The 19,335-nt window shown below is 35.3% G+C and carries 18 protein-coding genes; 15 read left to right on the top strand and 3 right to left on the bottom strand.

Annotated features, from left to right (window positions below; translation table 11 throughout):
- Window positions 1-2 precede the first annotated feature (2 nt).
- The 6 genes from porG to murI all read left to right on the top strand — a co-directional run bounded on the left by porG (window position 3) and on the right by murI (window position 6,383).
- Window positions 3-680, top strand: coding sequence for a type IX secretion system protein PorG (gene porG / locus AC0L3Q_RS04175; RefSeq protein ID WP_473285399.1), 678 nt, complete (start codon window positions 3-5; stop codon window positions 678-680).
- Between the two features lie 2 nt (window positions 681-682).
- A complete protein-coding gene (locus AC0L3Q_RS04170) occupies window positions 683-1,420 on the top strand; it encodes an isoprenyl transferase (protein ID WP_473285397.1) in 738 nt (245 codons plus the stop codon).
- 4 nt (window positions 1,421-1,424) lie between these two features.
- Window positions 1,425-4,061: a BamA/OMP85 family outer membrane protein gene (locus tag AC0L3Q_RS04165; RefSeq protein ID WP_473285395.1), complete on the top strand. Its 2,637-nt coding sequence runs from the start codon at window positions 1,425-1,427 to the stop codon at window positions 4,059-4,061.
- Window positions 4,062-4,096: 35 nt separating this feature from the next.
- Complete coding sequence (locus AC0L3Q_RS04160) at window positions 4,097-4,951, top strand: OmpH/Skp family outer membrane protein (RefSeq protein WP_473285394.1); 855 nt, start codon at window positions 4,097-4,099, stop codon at window positions 4,949-4,951.
- A 39-nt stretch (window positions 4,952-4,990) separates the two neighbouring features.
- Window positions 4,991-5,500 carry an OmpH/Skp family outer membrane protein gene (locus tag AC0L3Q_RS04155; RefSeq protein WP_473285392.1) on the top strand — a complete coding sequence of 170 codons (510 nt, stop codon included), beginning with the start codon at window positions 4,991-4,993 and terminating at the stop codon, window positions 5,498-5,500.
- 91 nt (window positions 5,501-5,591) lie between these two features.
- Complete coding sequence (gene murI / locus AC0L3Q_RS04150) at window positions 5,592-6,383, top strand: glutamate racemase (protein WP_473285390.1); 792 nt, start codon at window positions 5,592-5,594, stop codon at window positions 6,381-6,383.
- On the opposite strand, the gene AC0L3Q_RS04145 is transcribed toward murI, so the two are convergent.
- Together AC0L3Q_RS04145 and AC0L3Q_RS04140 are read right to left on the bottom strand one after the other, a co-directional pair.
- Window positions 6,384-7,115: a LytR/AlgR family response regulator transcription factor gene (locus tag AC0L3Q_RS04145; protein WP_473285388.1), complete on the bottom strand. Its 732-nt coding sequence runs from the start codon at window positions 7,113-7,115 to the stop codon at window positions 6,384-6,386.
- Window positions 7,112-9,337, bottom strand: a complete 2,226-nt coding sequence (locus AC0L3Q_RS04140; protein ID WP_473285386.1) for a tetratricopeptide repeat-containing sensor histidine kinase — start codon at window positions 9,335-9,337, stop codon at window positions 7,112-7,114. Before AC0L3Q_RS04140 ends, AC0L3Q_RS04145 begins: the two co-directional genes overlap by 4 nt.
- A 204-nt stretch (window positions 9,338-9,541) precedes the next feature.
- Here AC0L3Q_RS04140 and AC0L3Q_RS04135 point away from each other — a divergent pair, with 204 nt between their 5' ends.
- The 4 genes from AC0L3Q_RS04135 to AC0L3Q_RS04120 all read left to right on the top strand — a co-directional run bounded on the left by AC0L3Q_RS04135 (window position 9,542) and on the right by AC0L3Q_RS04120 (window position 12,464).
- Window positions 9,542-10,024 carry a hypothetical protein gene (locus AC0L3Q_RS04135; RefSeq protein WP_473285385.1) on the top strand — a complete coding sequence of 161 codons (483 nt, stop codon included), beginning with the start codon at window positions 9,542-9,544 and terminating at the stop codon, window positions 10,022-10,024.
- Window positions 9,994-10,710, top strand: a complete 717-nt coding sequence (locus tag AC0L3Q_RS04130) for a hypothetical protein (RefSeq protein ID WP_473285383.1) — start codon at window positions 9,994-9,996, stop codon at window positions 10,708-10,710. The genes AC0L3Q_RS04135 and AC0L3Q_RS04130 overlap by 31 nt, the downstream gene beginning before the upstream one ends.
- Before the next feature lie 11 nt (window positions 10,711-10,721).
- Window positions 10,722-11,231: a rhodanese-like domain-containing protein gene (locus AC0L3Q_RS04125; protein WP_473285381.1), complete on the top strand. Its 510-nt coding sequence runs from the start codon at window positions 10,722-10,724 to the stop codon at window positions 11,229-11,231.
- Between the two features lie 153 nt (window positions 11,232-11,384).
- The gene (locus AC0L3Q_RS04120) at window positions 11,385-12,464 is read left to right on the top strand and encodes a serine hydrolase domain-containing protein (protein WP_473285379.1); all 1,080 of its coding nucleotides are present in this window, start codon (window positions 11,385-11,387) and stop codon (window positions 12,462-12,464) included.
- Between the two features lie 32 nt (window positions 12,465-12,496).
- Here AC0L3Q_RS04120 and AC0L3Q_RS04115 read toward each other — a convergent pair whose 3' ends face one another.
- Complete coding sequence (locus AC0L3Q_RS04115) at window positions 12,497-13,534, bottom strand: PorP/SprF family type IX secretion system membrane protein (RefSeq protein WP_473285377.1); 1,038 nt, start codon at window positions 13,532-13,534, stop codon at window positions 12,497-12,499.
- A 253-nt stretch (window positions 13,535-13,787) separates the two neighbouring features.
- Here AC0L3Q_RS04115 and AC0L3Q_RS04110 point away from each other — a divergent pair, with 253 nt between their 5' ends.
- From AC0L3Q_RS04110 to AC0L3Q_RS04090, 5 genes are all read left to right on the top strand, one after another.
- Window positions 13,788-14,693, top strand: coding sequence for a NifU family protein (locus AC0L3Q_RS04110; RefSeq protein WP_473285375.1), 906 nt, complete (start codon window positions 13,788-13,790; stop codon window positions 14,691-14,693).
- 128 nt (window positions 14,694-14,821) lie between these two features.
- Window positions 14,822-15,022: a dodecin family protein gene (locus AC0L3Q_RS04105; protein WP_473285373.1), complete on the top strand. Its 201-nt coding sequence runs from the start codon at window positions 14,822-14,824 to the stop codon at window positions 15,020-15,022.
- A gap of 83 nt (window positions 15,023-15,105) precedes the next feature.
- The gene (locus tag AC0L3Q_RS04100) at window positions 15,106-17,205 is read left to right on the top strand and encodes a thioredoxin domain-containing protein (protein WP_473285372.1); all 2,100 of its coding nucleotides are present in this window, start codon (window positions 15,106-15,108) and stop codon (window positions 17,203-17,205) included.
- Between the two features lie 312 nt (window positions 17,206-17,517).
- Entirely contained in the window at window positions 17,518-18,225 is a 708-nt protein-coding gene (locus AC0L3Q_RS04095) for a hypothetical protein (protein ID WP_473285370.1), read from the top strand.
- Window positions 18,226-18,745: 520 nt separating this feature from the next.
- Window positions 18,746-19,303, top strand: coding sequence for a hypothetical protein (locus AC0L3Q_RS04090; protein WP_473285368.1), 558 nt, complete (start codon window positions 18,746-18,748; stop codon window positions 19,301-19,303).
- Window positions 19,304-19,335: the final 32 nt, after the last annotated feature.

Here is a 19,335-nt window from a genome sequence, read left to right as displayed (position 1 = left end):
CTATGAGATACTTAGCATCACTATTATTTATTGTATTTTTCGTACAATCTGCTACATCCCAAACTTACGAAGTAGGTTTGATGGCCGGAGGCGCCAATTATATAGGTGATGTAGGGTCGACGTACTACATTGCTCCCAACGACGTAGCTTTTGGGGTAATTGCAAAGTGGAACAGAAGTAAAAGACACGCATTTAGAGCTTCGTTTCTATATGCAGGACTTGATGGAGACGATTCTAAAGGTGATGATCGTAGAAAAGAAAGAGGATTAAGTTTTGATAATTCTGTAAAAGAACTATCAGTAGGTATGGAATTTAATTTCTGGGATTGGTTTTTATATGATGGAAAACCCCAGTTTACTCCGTATCTTTATAGCGGATTAACGGCTTTTAACTATGGTGCACAGGCAATAGATGCTAGCAACCAAATAGAAGCCTATAGCGATAAATGGAGTTTTGCTATTCCTATGGTAGTAGGAGTCAAAAAAACATTAGGTAGGGATTTTGTTATCGGAGCAGAAATAGGTGCTCGATACACGTTTACAGATAATCTAGACGGAAGTGATCCCGATGATAGATTTGGTACAGGATTTGGTAATTTAAACAACAATGACTGGTATGTATTTACAGGTATTACAATATCGTATACCTGGGGTAGGATACCGTGTTATTGTGCTTTTTAAAAATGATTGACAAAAAACAGTTAAATGATAATATTCCTCAGCACGTTGCAATAATAATGGACGGCAATGGCCGATGGGCCAAAAAGCAAGGCTTATTCAGAAGCGTTGGTCACGAAAAAGGAACAAAAGCAGTTCGTGAAGCTGTAGAAAGCAGCGCTGAAATTGGGGTAAAATATCTTACATTATACGCGTTCTCGACCGAGAATTGGAACAGACCAAAATTAGAGGTAGACACCTTAATGAGACTTCTAGTCACCTCTTTAAAAAAAGAAATCAAAACACTTCAAGAGAATAACATTAAGCTCAATGCTATTGGCAACCTTCAATCTTTGCCAGACAAAGCAAGAAAAGAGCTACTCGAAGTTATAGAAAAAACCAAATCTAATGACCATATGACATTAACCCTTGCGTTAAGTTATGGAAGTCGCGAAGAACTTATAAAAACAATAGAAGAAATCAGTATTAAAGTTAAAAATGGTGTAATTTCGCCACATCTTATAAATGAATCAGTCATTAATGAGCATTTGTATACTAAAAACTTGCCAGATGTGGATCTTCTAATACGTACCAGTGGAGAAAAACGTATTAGTAATTTCCTATTATGGCAAATTGCGTATGCAGAGTTATATTTTACAGAGATTTTATGGCCAGATTTTAGAAAAGAACATTTATTTGAGGCCATATACAACTATCAAAAAAGAGAAAGAAGATTTGGAAAAACTAGTGAGCAGCTCAGTTAAAAAAATGACAAAAAGATTACCAATTGCGTATTTTACGTTACTTGCTTTATTCATAAACACATTATCAGTTTCTGCACAAACTATTCCTGGATCAGGAGGAAAAGAATACATTTTGGGTGAGATCAAAGTGACTGGAACTACTAGTTATAACGAAAACACCGTTATTACCTTTACAGGATTACGAAAAGGAGAACGCCTCTATTTACCAGGAGATCGCATCAGTAAAGTCATCAAAAAACTATGGGATTTAGAATTGTTTAGCGATATCAATTTCTACATTACCAATGTGGAAGGAGAAGTTGCAGACATCGAACTTAATATACAAGAGGTTCCAGAATTAAATGAGGTTCGTATCGAAGGTGTAAAAAAACGTAAAGGAGAAGATCTTATAAAAGACAATAGCCTTACCAAAGGAACCAAAGTAACAGAAAACCTTATTACCACTACACGAAATTTTATCGGTAATAAATATAGAAAGGAAGGTTTCTTGAACACCAAAGTTGCCATAAACACTACTCCGGTAACCGATACTGTTGCTACCAACAAAGTAAATATGCTGGTTAGAATCGACAAAGGTGATCGTGTAAAAGTATCCAAAATCAATATTGAAGGTAATGAGAAACTTTCTGATGGCAAGGTAAGAGCTGCTATGTCTAACACCAAACAGAAAAAGCCTTACAGATTCTGGAAACGCTCTAAATATATCAAATCCGATTATCAGGATGACAAGGACAATATCATCAAAAAATATAAAGAAAAGGGTTATCGAGACGCTCGTATTGTTGGAGATTCTCTAATTGTAAACGATGATAGTACGGTTTCTTTAAATCTGGATATTGAAGAAGGAAATAAATATTATTTCGGAAACATAAATTTCTTAGGAAACAGTGTATATACCGACAGACAACTGGCTAGACAGCTTGTAATCAAAAAAGGAGATGTATACAACGGTATTTTATTAGAAAAACAGATCGCTGACAATACCAAACCAGATGCAGATGATCTAACCAACTTGTATCAGAACAACGGGTATTTATTCTCTAGCATAGATGCAGTAGAAACCAACGTTTATAATGACACTATCGATTTTGAAATACGTATCCGTGAAGGAAAATTGACCTATTTTGATCATATTACAGTTACTGGTAATGACAAAACTAATGATCACGTAATTTATCGAATTCTAAGAACCAAACCGGGACAGCGTTATAGCAAAGATCTGGTAGTACGTACCGTTCGAGAAATTGGACAATTGGGATTCTTTGATCCAGAACAATTAGAACCACAATTCCAAAATGCAAATCCGCAGGCGGGTACCATTGATATTAACTACCCTGTTGTAGAAAAAGGATCTAGCCAGATTGAACTCCAAGGAGGTTTTGGAGGTGGAGGTTTTGTTGGTACGCTAGGTTTGGCATTCAATAACTTCTCGATTCGAAATATCTTTAATGGTAAGGCCTATAGCCCACTTCCTATGGGAGACGGACAAACTTTACGTCTAAGGGCTCAAGCCAGTAGATTCTTTCAAACCTATAGCCTATCCTTTATTGAACCTTGGTTAGGAGGTAAACGTCCATATCAATTATCTACATCATTCTCTCATACCATTCAGTTTAGGTTTAATAATATCAACCGTGATGTAGACAGAGATAGTAAATTCCTTATTACTGGAGGGTCTATTGGTATTGCAAAAAGATTGAATTGGCCAGACAACTATTTCACGCTTTCTCAAGCAATTAGCATCAGGCACTACGATCTTAAAAACTTTAACACCAGGCTATTTACTTTTGGTAACGGATCATCAAATGACCTATCCTATACCATAGGTTTAAGCAGAAATAATACTACGGTAAACCCAATCTTCCCAATTGGAGGGTCAGAATTCAATATTGTTGCCAAATTATCGTTACCTTACTCCTTGTTTGATGGAAATGATTATAGTGCACTTGCTACCCAAAGAGATGCCCTTGAAGATGAGTTAGGCAACCTTGATCTTACAGACTCACAACAACTGGTAAGAAGTCAGGAAATAAATGATGAGATCGGAGAAATCGACCAAGAACGTTTCAAGTGGTTAGAATACTATAAGATTAAGTTTGACGGTACTTGGTATACCAGTCTGATTAATTTAGGTAAGAAACCTCTGGTATTAAGAACAAGAGCAGAATATGGGTTCTTAGGAGCATATAACAGTAATAGAGGGGTTATTCCTTTCGAAAGATTTTTACTAGGTGGTGACGGTTTGGGGGCTACTGCCCTTGATGGCCGTGAAGTTGTAGCGTTAAGAGGATATCCAAATCAGTCCTTAATTCCTTTAAGCAGACCTACGAATCAAGATTTTGATGGAGACGGTGCAACAATTTATAATAAATATTCGTTAGAACTTCGTTATCCAATAACGTTGAAACCAGCAGCATCCATTTATATGTTGACATTTTTGGAAGGTGGTGCTACGTATGATAGTTTTAAAGAATTCAATCCTTTTCAACTAAATCGTTCTGCTGGTGCAGGTTTACGTATCTTTATGCCAGCTTTTGGTTTATTAGGGATCGATTTTGGATATGGGTTTGATCCAATACCAGGTACTAATACTGGGCCTAATGGATGGGAAACTCATTTTATTATTGGACAGCAGTTTTAGTTTTGGCACGATTATTTCAATAAATAAACAAAATTATGAAAACAAAGATTCTTTTAATGCTCGCCGCGATTGTCTGGTTGTCATTCACATCATCTGCAAGCGCACAAAAAGGCATCAGAATTGGTTACATCGATATGGAGTATATTCTAGAAAATGTTCCCGAATATAACCAAGCCTCTGCTGAACTTGAATCCAAAGTACAAAAATGGAAGGTCGAGATCGAAGCTGAATTGAAAGAAGTAGATGAAATGCGAAAGGATCTGAATAATGAAAGAGTTTTGTTAACCAAAGAATTGATCGAAGAAAGAGAAGAAGACATTCTTTATAAGGAAAAAGAAATATTAGAATATCAGCAAAAAAGATTTGGCCCTAATGGCGATTTGTTTTTACAGAAAAAACGACTCGTGCAGCCAGTACAAGATCAGGTTTTTGTAGCGGTACAAGAAATCGCAAAAAACAAACGATACGATTTTATTTTTGATAAGACTGCTGATTTGGTAATGTTGTATTCTGCAGATCGATATGACATCAGTGATCAGGTTTTATTGAGAATCAATAGAGCCTCAAAAAGAAAACAGCTGAATAACAAAAGAGAGAAAAAAGCTTTAGAAAGATCAGAAAAAAGAAGTGCTGCTCAGGAAAAAGAAGTGACGGACAGAGAAAGAGCTACCTTGCAAAAACAATCTGAAAGAGAACAACTTCTTGCACAGCGTAAAGCCGAAAGAGATTCTATACGTGCTGCAAAAAGAAAAGAGTTTGAAGAAAGAAGAGCAAAATTATTAGAATTACAAAAAAAGAAAAAAGACTCAATAGAGGCTTTGAAAGCCGCCAAGCAGAAGTTAAAAGAAGACGATGATTCGCAATCTGATGGTGGAGATAGTAACGAATAAATAACTTTAAATTTTATAACACCCTTTAATATTACTACAATGAAACAATTTAGAACATTACTAGTAGCTATTGCAATTACTATGGGAACCACTGGTTTTGTAAATGCACAATCAAAAGTAGCACACATTGCATCGCAAGAATTAGTTGAGGCAATGCCTGCTTTCAAAGCTGCTAAAAGTGAGATCGAAAAGCTTAACAAGACTTATGATGCAGAGATTAGAAATATGGTTCTAGAATTGCAAAGCACTATTAAAAAGTATTCTCAAGAGGCTGAAACAAAAACTGATGAGGAAAACTTAAAAAGACAGCAAGAAATTCAAGCTACAGAAAAAAGTATCAACGATTATAGAACCAATGCTCTTCAAGATCTTCAGAAAAAAGAGATAGAATTGATGAAGCCTATCTATGAAAAAGCACGTACATCTATCCAAAAAGTAGCAAGAGCTCAAGGATTTAACTACGTACTTGATTCTACAACAGGAACCGGTGTAATCATGGCCGATGGTAAAGATCTAATGGCTGATGTAAAAAAGGACTTAGGTATCTAATTGAAACCAAATTCTTTTTAAAGATAAAATTAAGGACAGTGAAGACTATTTCTCACTGTCTTTTTTATTTTTGAAACTAATTGCACGGTAGATGACACAAAATCAACCCATCGGAATATTCGACTCTGGAGTTGGCGGCACCTCCATATGGAAAGAAATTGCTGCGCTTTTACCCAGCGAGGACTGCATTTTTTTGGCAGATAGCAAATATGCCCCATATGGTAAAAGAAGTAAGGAGGAGATTCTACAGTTGAGTATCAAAAACACCGAAAAACTACTGGAATTAAACAGCAAAATTATCGTAGTTGCCTGCAATACAGCTACTACTAATGCGATAAAAACTTTACGCGACACTTATGATGTGCCATTTATAGGCATTGAACCTGCCATAAAACCTGCGGCTATTCGTACTAAAACCAAAAAAGTCGGTGTGCTGGCTACCAAAGGAACTTTATCCAGTGAGCTTTTTGCGCAGACCTCTGATCTTTATGCTCAAAATATTGAAGTAATAGAAATTATTGGAACCGGATTGGTAGAACTCATCGAGGAAGGTGAAATCCATTCCAAAAAAATGCTCGATCTGTTACAATCGTATATGGACCCTATGCTGGAGAAGGATATAGACCACCTTGTTTTGGGTTGTACGCATTATCCCTATCTAATCCCTGTGTTAAAAAAGATACTCCCGAGCAAAGTAACGATTATTGATTCTGGAGAGGCTGTTGCACGACAAACCAAAGCGGTGTTAGCTACCAATGGGATTTTGAATTCAAAATCCGATTTGGGAACGCATCAATTATACACTAACGCTAATCCTGAAATCCTTGTAGATATCGTCGCTTCAACAACAGTATCCCCTATGGTAAGCTTTTTGGACTTTTAGTTATTTAAAACAATCCAGCAAAGCTCCTTTTTTTGAAGAAGAGACAGCCAACTCTTTCCCAGAAGTAAGCACCACACTTCCTCCTTTTCCTTTTCGATATCTGGTAATTCTTCCAATATTTACCAAATAACTTTTATGTATTCTTAAGAAACCATGTACTTTGAGTAGATCTTCAAAATATTTCAAGGTTTTGCTGACTAGCTTCTGCCCTTTTTCCAGATAAATTTTGGTGTAATTATCATCCGCTTCGCAATATAAAATATCAGCCACTTCAAGTATTTCAAAACCATCTTGCTGCGGAATAGTAATTTTGCTTTCCACTGCGGCCATTTTTGGTACCAATACAGCATCTTGCAGCGCCATTTCTTTCTGTTTGATATGAGTAACATGATCTACCGCTTTGATCAGGTTATCAATTGCAATAGGTTTTAATAGATAATAGGTAGCTTGCGCATTTAACGCTTCAACAGCATAATGATCATAGGCCGTTACAAATACTATTTCGAAAGTACGATCTGGAACTTGCTCCAAAAGATCAAAAGCATTTCCGTAGGGCATTTCTACATCTAGAAATAACATATCTGGTGTCATTTTTTCTAAAAGTTGTAGTGTTTCTTGTACACTTGCAGCTTCACCTAATATGGTCACAGAAGTACAATATTTCTCTAAATAGTTACGCAGGATTAACCTACTATTTGCCTCATCGTCTACAATAATTGCGGTTAAATTCATTTATCTTTTTTAAGTATTAATTGTACTCGAGTTCCTTCTTCATTTTCGTTTAGGTCAGAAACGAAAACATCAACTTTATCTTTGTACATTTCGTTAAGAATTTCTATTCTTTTTTTGATATTGCTCATCCCTCGAGATTTTTGCAACTTCTGATTATTAGTTTTTAATGCTTTGGATTGCTTTCTCCCAATACCATCATCTTCTATAACAATCTTGATACTACCTTCATCTACCTTATCAAATCGAATAGATAATGTTCCTTTTTCTGATTTATATCGTAGCCCATGCCAAACGGCATTCTCTACATAAGGTTGTAAAAGCATTGGTGGGATTACATATTCGGCTACATCTATCGCCGGATCTACCTCCACCTCATACTCAAATTTATCCTGAAATCTAAAGTGCTCTAGCTGCACATACAAGCCTAACAGTTCTATTTCTTTTTCCAACGGAATAAAATCCTCTTCACTGTTTTCCAAAACTGCTCTCATCAACAATGAAAAGTCGGTAAGATATCGATTTGCTGTTCTTTCATCACTAGTAGCAATAAAGGTATTTACCGAATTTAAAGCATTGAAAATAAAATGAGGATTCATCTGGGATCGCAGTGATTTTAATGCCAAAAGATTATTCGCATACCGTTGTTGTTTGATGTTTCTAAACATCAAATATGCCATTAACAATAATAACACTGAAAGGCCAACCAAGAAATAAATCATCACCTGTTGGCGTAAACTTTTTTGATCTAAAATTTCCTGAGAAGCGAACGCAAGTTGATAACGGGCCTCATTAAGTTCTCGGTCTTTCTCTAAAGTCTCAATCCTATTGGCGCTCAAAGCTAATTCCCTACCAAATCGCGCCGCCTGAGATATTTCTTGCTCCTTTTGGATATACAACTTATCTACGATCACTTCATACTCCTCAAACTCTTCTGAAGCTTTTTCTAGCTCTCCCTTTTCACGATACACCTCTCCCAATTTTCGGGTAGCATCTTTTTGTACGATAAGATCATTTTTTGAAGCCGCTTCTTTTTTACTCTCTTCAAAATAACTGATCGCTTCGTCATATTTTTCTTGTGCCACAAAAGCATTAGCAATCTTATAATTTTGTACTTGCGGTGTAATTGCTCTGTCCTCTTCCAACAGCTCATCTTCAGCATTTTCTTCTATTTCTTCAATATCTGCTAGTGCTTCTTTACGTAATTGTATTTCTTTATCGTAGCTATTGCTCTTGTTATAAAAATCGGCCGCTACACTACGCTGTCTTGCAGCCGTTTTTCTATCTTGTTGCTGAGCTAGCTGTACAGAATTATCTAAATACCCCGCAGCATCAGAAGTATTTCCTTGTTCTTGAAGTACATCTGCCAATTTGGTATTTAAAGATATTTCTTTATCATCAAGATTTTTCCTCTTACTTAGAGACAGTGCACTATTATAATTTTGAATAGCTCCCGAAGAATTTTCTAATCCTTTATTACTATCTCCCAAACCTTCTAAAACCAAAATTTTTTGTTCTGCATTTAATCGAGAACGTTGCAATTCACCAAACGTTTTAAAAGCACCCTGATAGTTTTTATCCTCTAGTTGCGCTTTTCCTAATTTAATTTTTACATTGGTATTATAAGCATAGGATAAGCTAATTCTGTAATTGCTTTCTGCCAAATCAGGCTGTTTTGAAAAACTATAGATATCTGCAAGGGTTTCGTACAGTTCTGCCCTCTTCATATCCCCTTTCGGATCATCTTCCTGGATACTTTCTAGCGATTTTGTGATATATCCAATACTCGCAGATACATCCTTTCTTATTGTACTTCGAGCTAGTCGGAGGTTTTCCTGATATTCTGACTCTGTCTTTTTCTTGGATAACTTTTGTGATCTTATTGTTAACGGGTTTTCCTTTACTTCAACATCAACTCGCTGTCCGTCTTTAACAACATATCGCACCGTCTCGAAACTGTCATGGCTAATAACAATCTCATCTCCTACCCGTGCCTGTATTCTAAAGTCCCCAAAAACATCAGTCAATACTGTACCCTTACCCATTATGGTAATCTCTACATCTTTGATCGCTTTTTTGGTCTTTTTTTCTTTTACAGAACCCTTAATCACCATTGGCTTAGTTACGACGGGGGCTTCATTTTCTTCTTGAGAAAAACCTTGAAAAGGCACTATCAAAAATAACAGCAGCATTACGCCAGACCACTTTATCATCTTCTGTTTCATAAGGATAAACTTAATCCATTTCATTGGGAAAATAAAATTCTCATTCTGCAAAAACAGGAACAATACGGCGTTTTTGGGTTTAAAAAAGTACTTTCCCTAATTCTGTATATCCGTTTACTAACTAGAAATGCCATTTCCCTCATTCCAGATTTTTCTCCAAAAAAGTTCAGGGTACTTTTAACCACGAATTTAAAAAACAACATCATGAGAATTTTTTATATATGGAGTATGTTTATGTTGCTTATTCATATTTCTTGTAATGCAAACACCAAACAGAACAATGAGGTAGCAATAACCAAAGAACCTCATAAAATATTAACGACCAAAACCGATCCAAATACCAGTAACATTCAAGTGGCTTTGTTGCTCGATACTAGTAATAGTATGGACGGACTTATAGAGCAGGCCAAAGCGCAACTATGGGAAATCGTTAACGAATTGTCGTATGCTAAATGTGGACACAACAAAATCAAGTTACAGATTTCGTTATATGAATATGGTAATGATGGATTGCCATCAAAAGAAGGTTACATCAGGCAGGTATTGCCATTCTCTGATGATTTAGATGAAATTTCCAAAGAGCTATTTGGGTTGACTACCAATGGAGGTAACGAATACTGTGGAAAGGTAATTGCCACATCCATCAATCAATTGGATTGGAAAAAAGTAATGACGATCTTAAATTAATATTTATTGCCGGAAATGAACCGTTTACTCAGGGACCTACCAATTACAAGGATGCAGCTACCGATGCTTTGGAAAAAGGGATCACAATCAACACTATATTTTGTGGAAACTTCAGACAGGGGATCAACACGATGTGGAAACATGGTGCTGACCTAACTTATGGAGAATACAGTGCTATCGATCATAACCATCAAACAGTTCATATAGCAACTCCATTTGATGATATTATTCTTCAGCTTAACAATCAATTAAACGATACTTACATCTATTACGGTAGTCGTGGAGCTCAAAAAAGAAGCATGCAAATGGAACAAGACCAAAATGCCAAGTCGTATAGCCCGGCAAATGCAGTAAGTAGAACTATTAGTAAAAGCTCTGGTTTTTACAAAAATAAAAGCTGGGACCTTATCGATGCTGCCGAAGACGAAGAGTTCGAAATTGATGAAATAGCAGAAGAGCAACTTCCTATAGAATTACAAGATAAATCTACAGCCGAATTAAAAAAACACATTGCCGAAAAAAGCGCTAAGCGTAAAGAAATACAGCAAAAGATCCAGGAGCTGAACAAAAAGCGTGTGGAGTATATCAAAACTAATAGTAAGAAGAATGACACCAGCCTAGAAACTGCTTTATTGAACGCTATTAAAAGTCAAGGTAAAAAGAAATCCTTCAGTTGGGAAGATTAAAACAAAACACTATGAGAACTGTACTATTTATTATCATAACAAGTATATCGTTTACTATGACATCACAACCCAAAGCAAAACTTCAAAAATCTATGGTAGATTATGACTCTTTTTTAGAAGTTTCTGAAGAAGTAATGAGTTATCGAGAGAAAAGATTAATTCCTCTGGATGTTTTTCTTGAGTACATGAAGGATGAAAATACCATTTTGTTGGACACACGTTCTAAAACCATGTATAGCCAAAAACACCTTAAAGGAGCGATTCATATCAATTTTTCAGATTTCACCAAAGAGGAATTGGCAAAGCATATCCCTTCAAAGGATACAAGAATTTTGATTTATTGTAACAACAACCTAATAGGAGATACGAAGTTTTTTGCCAGTAAAAGAGCACCTTTGGCTTTAAACATACCTACATTTATCAATCTCTATGGGTATGGATATAAGAACATATACGAACTGGCTTCGTTGGTTTCAATAAATGATCAACGATTGCAGTTTGAGGGAAAAGCAGTACGCTAAATTTTATAAATTGGAATACAAAAAGCTCGCAAATGCGAGCTTTTTGTATTTTCAACCTACTATTATAATATCCATTTGGAAACGGTATAAAAATTGTGGCTTTGTTGCGTGGATCTGGATAGATGAAATCCCTAGAAATTAAATCTTTTTCTAATGAAATACTTAAAAATCCTATTTACGTGTTTGATGATGTTTCCTTTACTTTCTTATGGGCAGCAAACATTTGAGTATGAACAACCAAAGATGGTTTCGGATGGATGGGAAACCGAAAATCTTGAAAAACTGTATAACAACACCTCTTCCCTTTTTGAAGTATTACGTCAATTAGAACATAATGATCATAAAATTAATAGCTTTCTTTTGATAAAAGACGGTAAGCTACTTTTGGAAGAATATTATAATGATCGTACAATTGGGACTCCACAAGATTTACGGTCGGTTACCAAAAGTATCATTTCAATTTTGATGGGAATCGCTGTTGATAAAGGATTCGTAACCTCCATAGATGATCCCATACAGAAATACTTGCACAACATTCAACCTACTAAAAACCTAATTCCCTCAAAAGAACAAATTACCATTCGCCATCTTCTTACCATGTCTACAGGTTTGGATTGTAACGACTGGGATAAAAAATCAAAAGGCCAGGAAGACAAAGTCTATAAAAAAAAGGATTGGATTCAATACACACTGGATTTACCAATGGCTCAAGAACCTGGAGTAATATCAACATATTGTACAATGGGGGTCGTCATTGTTGCACAAATCATCAGTAATGCTTCCAATATGCCTTTGGATCAATTTGCAAAACAGTTTTTGTTTACACCTCTAGGAATAAATAATGTCGTTTGGAAACATACTTCAAAAAAAGAGGTTATCGATGTAGCAAAGAGAATACAAATGACACCTCGTGACATGGCTAAAATTGGGCTCTTATTATTACACAACGGCAAATGGAATAACTCCCAAATTGTTTCTAAAGACTGGATTAAAGAGTCTTTAACTGCGCATACCAAAATTAGCAATATAGACTACGGTTTTTTGTGGTGGACTATCCCTTTTGGTTCTAAAACAGCAAAGGTAGCTACAGGAAACGGAGGGCAATATATTATGATTTTCAAAGATTTACATCTAATTGCCATATTTACTGGGAGTGCATACAACTCTCAGGAAGACAAATTACCATTTACAATCATGAACAAAGCAGCACTTCCTATGCTTTTGGAAAAATGATATTAAACTACTAGAAAATAATAGTCAAAAAATTACTTAGAATTTACCGCAGGACATTTACAGTTCCAACGCTCTTTCTGTTTCGCGAAGTCATATCCTATGGTAAGCTGATGAAATCCTCCATTGCTGAGCACTACAGAATTGGATTGATAACTATATGTATACCCAACCAACCATTTTTTATAATTCACACCCAAGAATGGTGTAATATACTGTAATTGTTGGTTTTCTACTGCTAATCCATCCTGTGAGAATTCTGCACCATCCAAGCTCCTTCTGTAGGAGATTCCTCCCCATAATGTGGTAAACTCACCCAAATCTTTGTATACTTTCATATTGGCATCGATCGTACTTTCTTGGGTTTGATCTGTTGCCTGATACAATAATGAAGGTTCTAGACTAAATCCATCTATGCCTCCAACCCCAAACAGATATCCTAAAGAAAAGATATACCGGCGTTGATTGTTGGACTCGCGAATCGGTGCACGCGCAGGGTCTGTCTGATTAAAAATATCTCTTGCTACTGGTAACAAGTTTTTTACTGTAAAATGTGCATACCATTCTAAATAATGATAGGACATCCCTACATCCACATTATAATAAAAGTCTTTTTGTACCCGATCGAGAATTACAGGATCTGGATCAAAAGGATCATCAAGTCCTCTCAAATCCACATTAGATTGGATAAAACCAGTGCTCGCACCAAATGAAAGCATATTGAGATCTGTTCTATCTCTCGAAAACAATAGGTGATAAGCAAAAGTTAAATAGGCTCCAGACTGGTTAAATCTTCCGTTTTCATCTTTGTAAACGATGGCTCCTAAACCGGTCTTATCTCCTACTCTAAAATTTATATTTGCGGTTTGTAAATTAGGTGCATTATCAACGTCAAACCATTGTGCTCTGGCGGTTAACCTAATTTTGTTGGCATTTGCTGCTCCCGCCATAGATGGATGCACCAAATATAGATTATCTGAAAGATAGTCTGCAAATACAGGTATTCCTTCTTGCGAAAAGGCAAATTGGGAAAGCCACATCAGGGCTACTACATAGATCGCTTTTAAGTTCATTTAGACACTGTCATTTTATGGGGACAAACAGGTTTTGTGAATTAAATGTAAACTGTCAAAAACAGTTTATATTGTGGGGCTTCACAATTATTTTTAAAATACATATTCCAAATTCGTACGTTTCCAAAGATATAAATTTTTACCAGAACGCCTATTTTAAAGTTGACTACCTCAATTCGTTAAAAAATGTTAGGGATATAAATACTATGCGTATATCGTATTGCTTTTTAGTAAATTTGCCAAAAATTAGAGCATGGAAAAGAATTTTGAAATAAAGATAGAAAGCACTTCGAACCCTAGTATCATTAAGTTTGAAGCCAATTATTTCCTAACACAACATACGAGCTACGAATTTGAAAATATAGATCAGGCCAAAAATTCTCCCTTGGCGCAACAATTATTTCATTTACCATTTGTAAAAAGAGTATTTATTGCTCAAAACTTTGTGGCTATCGATAAATATGAGATTGTAGCTTGGGAAAATGTACAAGAAGAGGTTGCTGAGCAAATTAAAAATTACCTGAATAGTGGCCAACCTGTAGTTTTAGAATCCGAAAGCAATAAAAAAGTACCAATTACCATTTATGCAGAAAGTACACCTAATCCTTCTGTATTAAAGTTTGTAGCAAACAAAAAATTGGTTACTGCCGGTCATGAGTTTAAAAGTATTGACGACACCAAAGAGGCTCCTCTAGCACAAGAGTTATTTCATTTCCCTTTTGTAAAAGAAGTATATGTAGACGAGAATTATATTTCTATTCAGAAGTATGATATGGCGGATTGGAACGATGTTACACTAGAAATTCGAGAGTTTCTAAAGTCGTACTTAGAACAAGGTAAAGAAATTTTAACGGCCAATGCTACGGTATCACAAAGTGAAGTACAAAAACAAGCTGATCAAAATTTTGATCAGTTGGATGATGTTTCCAAAGAGATTGTCAATATTATCGAAGAATATATCAAACCTGCCGTTGCAAGTGATGGAGGAAATATTTTATTCGATTCCTACGATCCGGAAAGCAAAATTGTAAAGGTAATCTTGCAAGGGGCTTGTAGTGGTTGCCCATCTTCTACCTTTACATTGAAAAACGGAATTGAAAACATGCTAAAGGAGATGTTGAAAGATAAAATTGCGCATGTTGAAGCATTGAATGGGTAGTTCAACGAAAAAGCTGTAATTATATCGGAAAAAGCCTGTAAATATTCATTGCTTTTGCTTCAATAAAACTCAAGGATCTCGTATCTTAGAAGGACCATTCGTAAAATATTAACTAAAAAACTATTGAAATGGCAATTGTTAAAACTATTGAGGTTATAGCTAGCTCTGAAAAAGGCTGGGACGATGCAGCAAAAAACGCAATCAAACAAGCTGGAAAATCAGTAAAAAACATTCGATCTGCTTGGGTAAGTGATCAAAAAGTTATTGTAAAAGATAATGAGATTTCTGAATATCGAGTAAACTTGAAAATTTCTTTCGAGATCGACTAAAAAAACGACTCAGAATAAAAAAGCATCTCAGTTCTCGAATTGAGATGCTTTTTTATATTTTAGACACTAGTAAACGCGTTATTATGAAATATTGGTTCATTGTCATTCTTACGATCACCTATTCTTGCACAAGTCAAAACAAATCTGCGATGGAATACGCATACACAAATGATCTTATTAACGAAACGAGTCCTTACTTATTACAACACGCGCATAATCCGGTAAACTGGAAACCGTGGGGAGAAGAAGCATTGGATATTGCAAAAAAAGAAAACAAATTAATGATCATCAGTATAGGATATGCCGCTTGTCACTGGTGTCATGTTATGGAGCATGAAAGTTTTGAGGATCCCGAAGTAGCAAAATTGATGAATAACAGTTTTGTGAATATCAAAGTAGATAGAGAAGAACGGCCCGATGTGGACCAGGTGTATATGAGCGCTGTACAGTTGATGACTGGCAGTGGTGGTTGGCCTCTTAATGTAATTACGCTACCGGACGGCAGACCCGTATGGGGAGGTACCTATTTCCCAAAAGGGAATTGGGTAGATGCTTTGAAACAAATTAACGATTTGTATCAAAAACAGCCAGAAAAACTGGTTGAATATGCCGACAAGCTAGAGCAAGGTATCAAAGAAGTAGATATTATTGAGGTAAACACCGATGAAATAAAGTTTGAGAAAGAGTTTATCGCTACCGCAGTAAAAGAATGGGGCAAACAATTTGATCATCAAAAGGGAGGCACCAAACGTGTGCCTAAGTTTATGATGCCCAATAATTATCATTTTTTGTTACGTTATGCCCATCAAACTCAAGATCAAGAGCTACTGGATTTTGTAAAAAGTACACTCACAAAAATATCGTTTGGCGGGGTTTATGATCATGTAGGAGGTGGATTCTCGAGATACTCTACAGACGGGAAATGGCATGTGCCACACTTCGAAAAAATGCTATACGATAATGGGCAATTAGTAAGCTTGTATGCAGATGCTTATCTTGCCACCAAAGACCCCTGGTATAAGACCGTGGTATACGAAACACTGGATTTTGTAAAACGGGAACTCACCAACGAAGAGGGAGCTTTTTATTCTTCTCTGGATGCGGATAGTAAAACAGCTGCCGGAGAATTAGAAGAAGGAGCTTTTTATATCTGGAATAAAGAAGAGCTTCAAACACTATTAGGAGATGATTACAAGCTTTTTTCCAACTACTACAATGTAAATGCCTATGGTCTTTGGGAAAAAGGAAATTTTGTGTTGATTAGAAAAGATACCGATTCGGATTTTTGTAAAAACAACGAGATTGATATTGAAACCCTGAATGGTAAAATTTCTTCATGGAAAAGCACATTGCTCGAGTATAGAGAAAAAAGATCTAGACCACGATTAGATGACAAAACACTTACTTCCTGGAATGCCATTATGCTAAAGGGGTATTTGGATGCGTATCGCGTGTTCGGAGAAAAAGAATTCTTGGATATCGCATTAAAAAATGCAAACTTTATTAAGGAGCAGCAACTCAAAAAAGATAATTCCCTATTTCATAGTTATAAAAATGGTAAAAGTACGATCAATGCCTACCTAGAGGATTATGCACTAGTTGTTGATGCTTTTATACAACTTTATCAAAATACATTGGATCATCAATGGCTTGATATCTCAAAAGAGCTTACAGACTATGCCATTACTCATTTTTTGGATAATGAGAAAAACATGTTCTATTTTACTTCGGATGAAGATCCTGAACTGATATCGCGTTCCATCGAATATAATGACAATGTGATCCCCGCTTCAAACTCGGTAATGGCCAAGAACCTATATGTTCTAGCCCACTATTATGACCAAAACAAATACGCCGATTTGAGCAAACAAATGCTGCATAATATAAAACCGCAAATGGAACAATATGCTTCTGGTTTTTCTAATTGGTTGGATCTAATGCTTAATTTCTCCTATAATTTTTATGAAATTGTAGTTGTAGGCGATAATGCTCATCAACTACTCAATGATTTTCAGGACACCTATGTCCCTAACAAATTAATTGCTGGTAGTATTAAAGACTCTGAACGTTCTTTACTAAAAAACAGATTCGTTGAAGATGAAACCTACTTTTATGTCTGTGTAAATAACGCTTGTAAATTTCCTGTAGACACCGCACAAAAAGCACTAAAACTTTTGGAGTAAAACAATGAGCTAAATATTTGCTTTTCAACATTCTAATTCAATGAAAAACTGTTAATTTTTAAGATAAGCATTACTTAAAATTGACATAAATCGAGTCTATTATAACGTTTTCGTAGTCAAAATCTTACAAAAATTACGGTTAAACCTTAGTTTTTTTATGTAGAATTTATTGAAAAAAGCCATTTTCATTCAAAATAATGAAGTAGAACCTTAATATACATTAACATATTCTCAAAAATTTAGCGATTATTTAATATAAATTGTATTTAAAAAGGTATTTGGTTACATTTAATTCACCTAAATCAGTGAATCATGAGAATACTACTACTTTTACTTTTTATTCTAATTTCGCCTGCCCTTTTTGCACAGTTACCCAGAAGTTTAATGAAGTCTGCGGAGAAGATTACACTCTTCGAAGAATATGACGGTTCTATGTATATGAAATCCAGATACAAAGAATCTAGCGTTATCGATGAGAAGTCTGGAACATATGATACCAAGTTAAAATACAATATATATACCGACGCTCTCGAACTCGTTCAGGGATCCAAGTATTATGAAGTGGCAAAAAGCCCAACCGTTCACGCAAGGATCGATGGAGATTATTTTTATTATTGTGAATTCAAAAATCAAAGAGGTCTGAGTAGAGATGGATACTTTATTCTTGTAGAACTGAATGATAAATATAGAATCTATAAGAAGCTTACCTTAGACATTAAGGATCCTGAGAAAAAACAGCGAATTAATAGTGGACTAGGAGAACCTGGAGAACTAAGAATGGTAACTACATATTTTGTAGAAGAAGGAGGAACTATCGTCGAACTACCAACCAACAAAAAAGATATGCTGGCTACCTTCAACGATAAAGAACAAGAACTTGGGCAGTACTTAAAAAAGGAAAAAATTCGATTAAAAAAAGAAGAAGATCTCATACGGTTTGTTGCCAGATATAATGCTCTCAAGAGTTCTGATGCCAATCCGTCTCAACGATTGCTAAGTAATATTACCAGAGGTAATTAGTAACAATAACATTCTCAAAATTGAATAAAAAACACCAGCTAGAATCTAGCTGGTGTTTTTATTGTTCCTATAAAATAATAAATTAATTTCGAAATTTTGTCACCCCACCATTACGATTGAATTAACTATGTATTAACTCAAAAACACTAGTTTTTTCTGGCAATTCCTCAGCTATTTTACTTCTGTACAACATTAATTTCTTATAACTATTTCGCTAGTAGTATTTTACCTATTTATTTTCTTTTAAAAACTAAAAAATCTCAATTTTAAAAAAACATTAATTAACGAAAACAGGAAATTCTCACCATCTCTTTTTACTGCGTTTTTAAATATTTTTGCAACAAACTTTTGGCCCTCAAAATAAATACCCCCGAAAAGATATGAGAAAAGTATTACTTTTTTTACTGTATTAATTGTCAACATAGCCCCCGCCCAAGTACCATCATCCATCCTACAATACACTCAGGAATTTCCTATGTATGAAGGATATGATGGGTCTATATACTTACAAAACAAATTTGTGGAGTCCAGTATTATCGACGAAACCTCTTCTGGGACTTATGATTCTGAATTAAGATATAATATCTACACTGATGCTGTAGAGTATAAAGAAAATTCAGAATTGTTTGAATTGAGCAAGAACCCAAAGATCCAGGCAAGGATTGGTGAGGATTACTTTTATTATTGTCAATTTAAAACGCAACGTGGAGTTGATAGAGAAGGTTATTACATTTTGGTAGAACTGCATGACCAATACAGGATTTACAAACGATACGAAGTAAAAATTAAAGATCCTGTAAAAATGGATGTATACAATGGTACTCCCGAACCAGGAAGTATCAGAAAAAAGGTGAGTTATTTCCTTGAAGAAAATGATATCATCGTAGAATTGCCTTTGGATAAAAAAGAAATATTGACGACAGCTTTTAGTGACAAGTCAGACGAACTAAAACAATATATAAAGAAGGAAAAGATTAGACTTAAGAAAGAAGAAGATCTCGTACGATTAGTTGCCAAATACAATGCATTAAAAAACCTTAGTTCTTCTCCATCCAATAGCCTTCTTAGCAAATATTAGTTTGGATATAATCTAATCTCTTCATAATAATT

It is taken from the genome of Aquimarina sp. KJ22-3 (assembly GCF_055808215.1).
The sequence above is the reverse complement of the archived record's forward strand: the minus strand, read 5'-3'. Positions and strand labels throughout refer to the sequence as shown.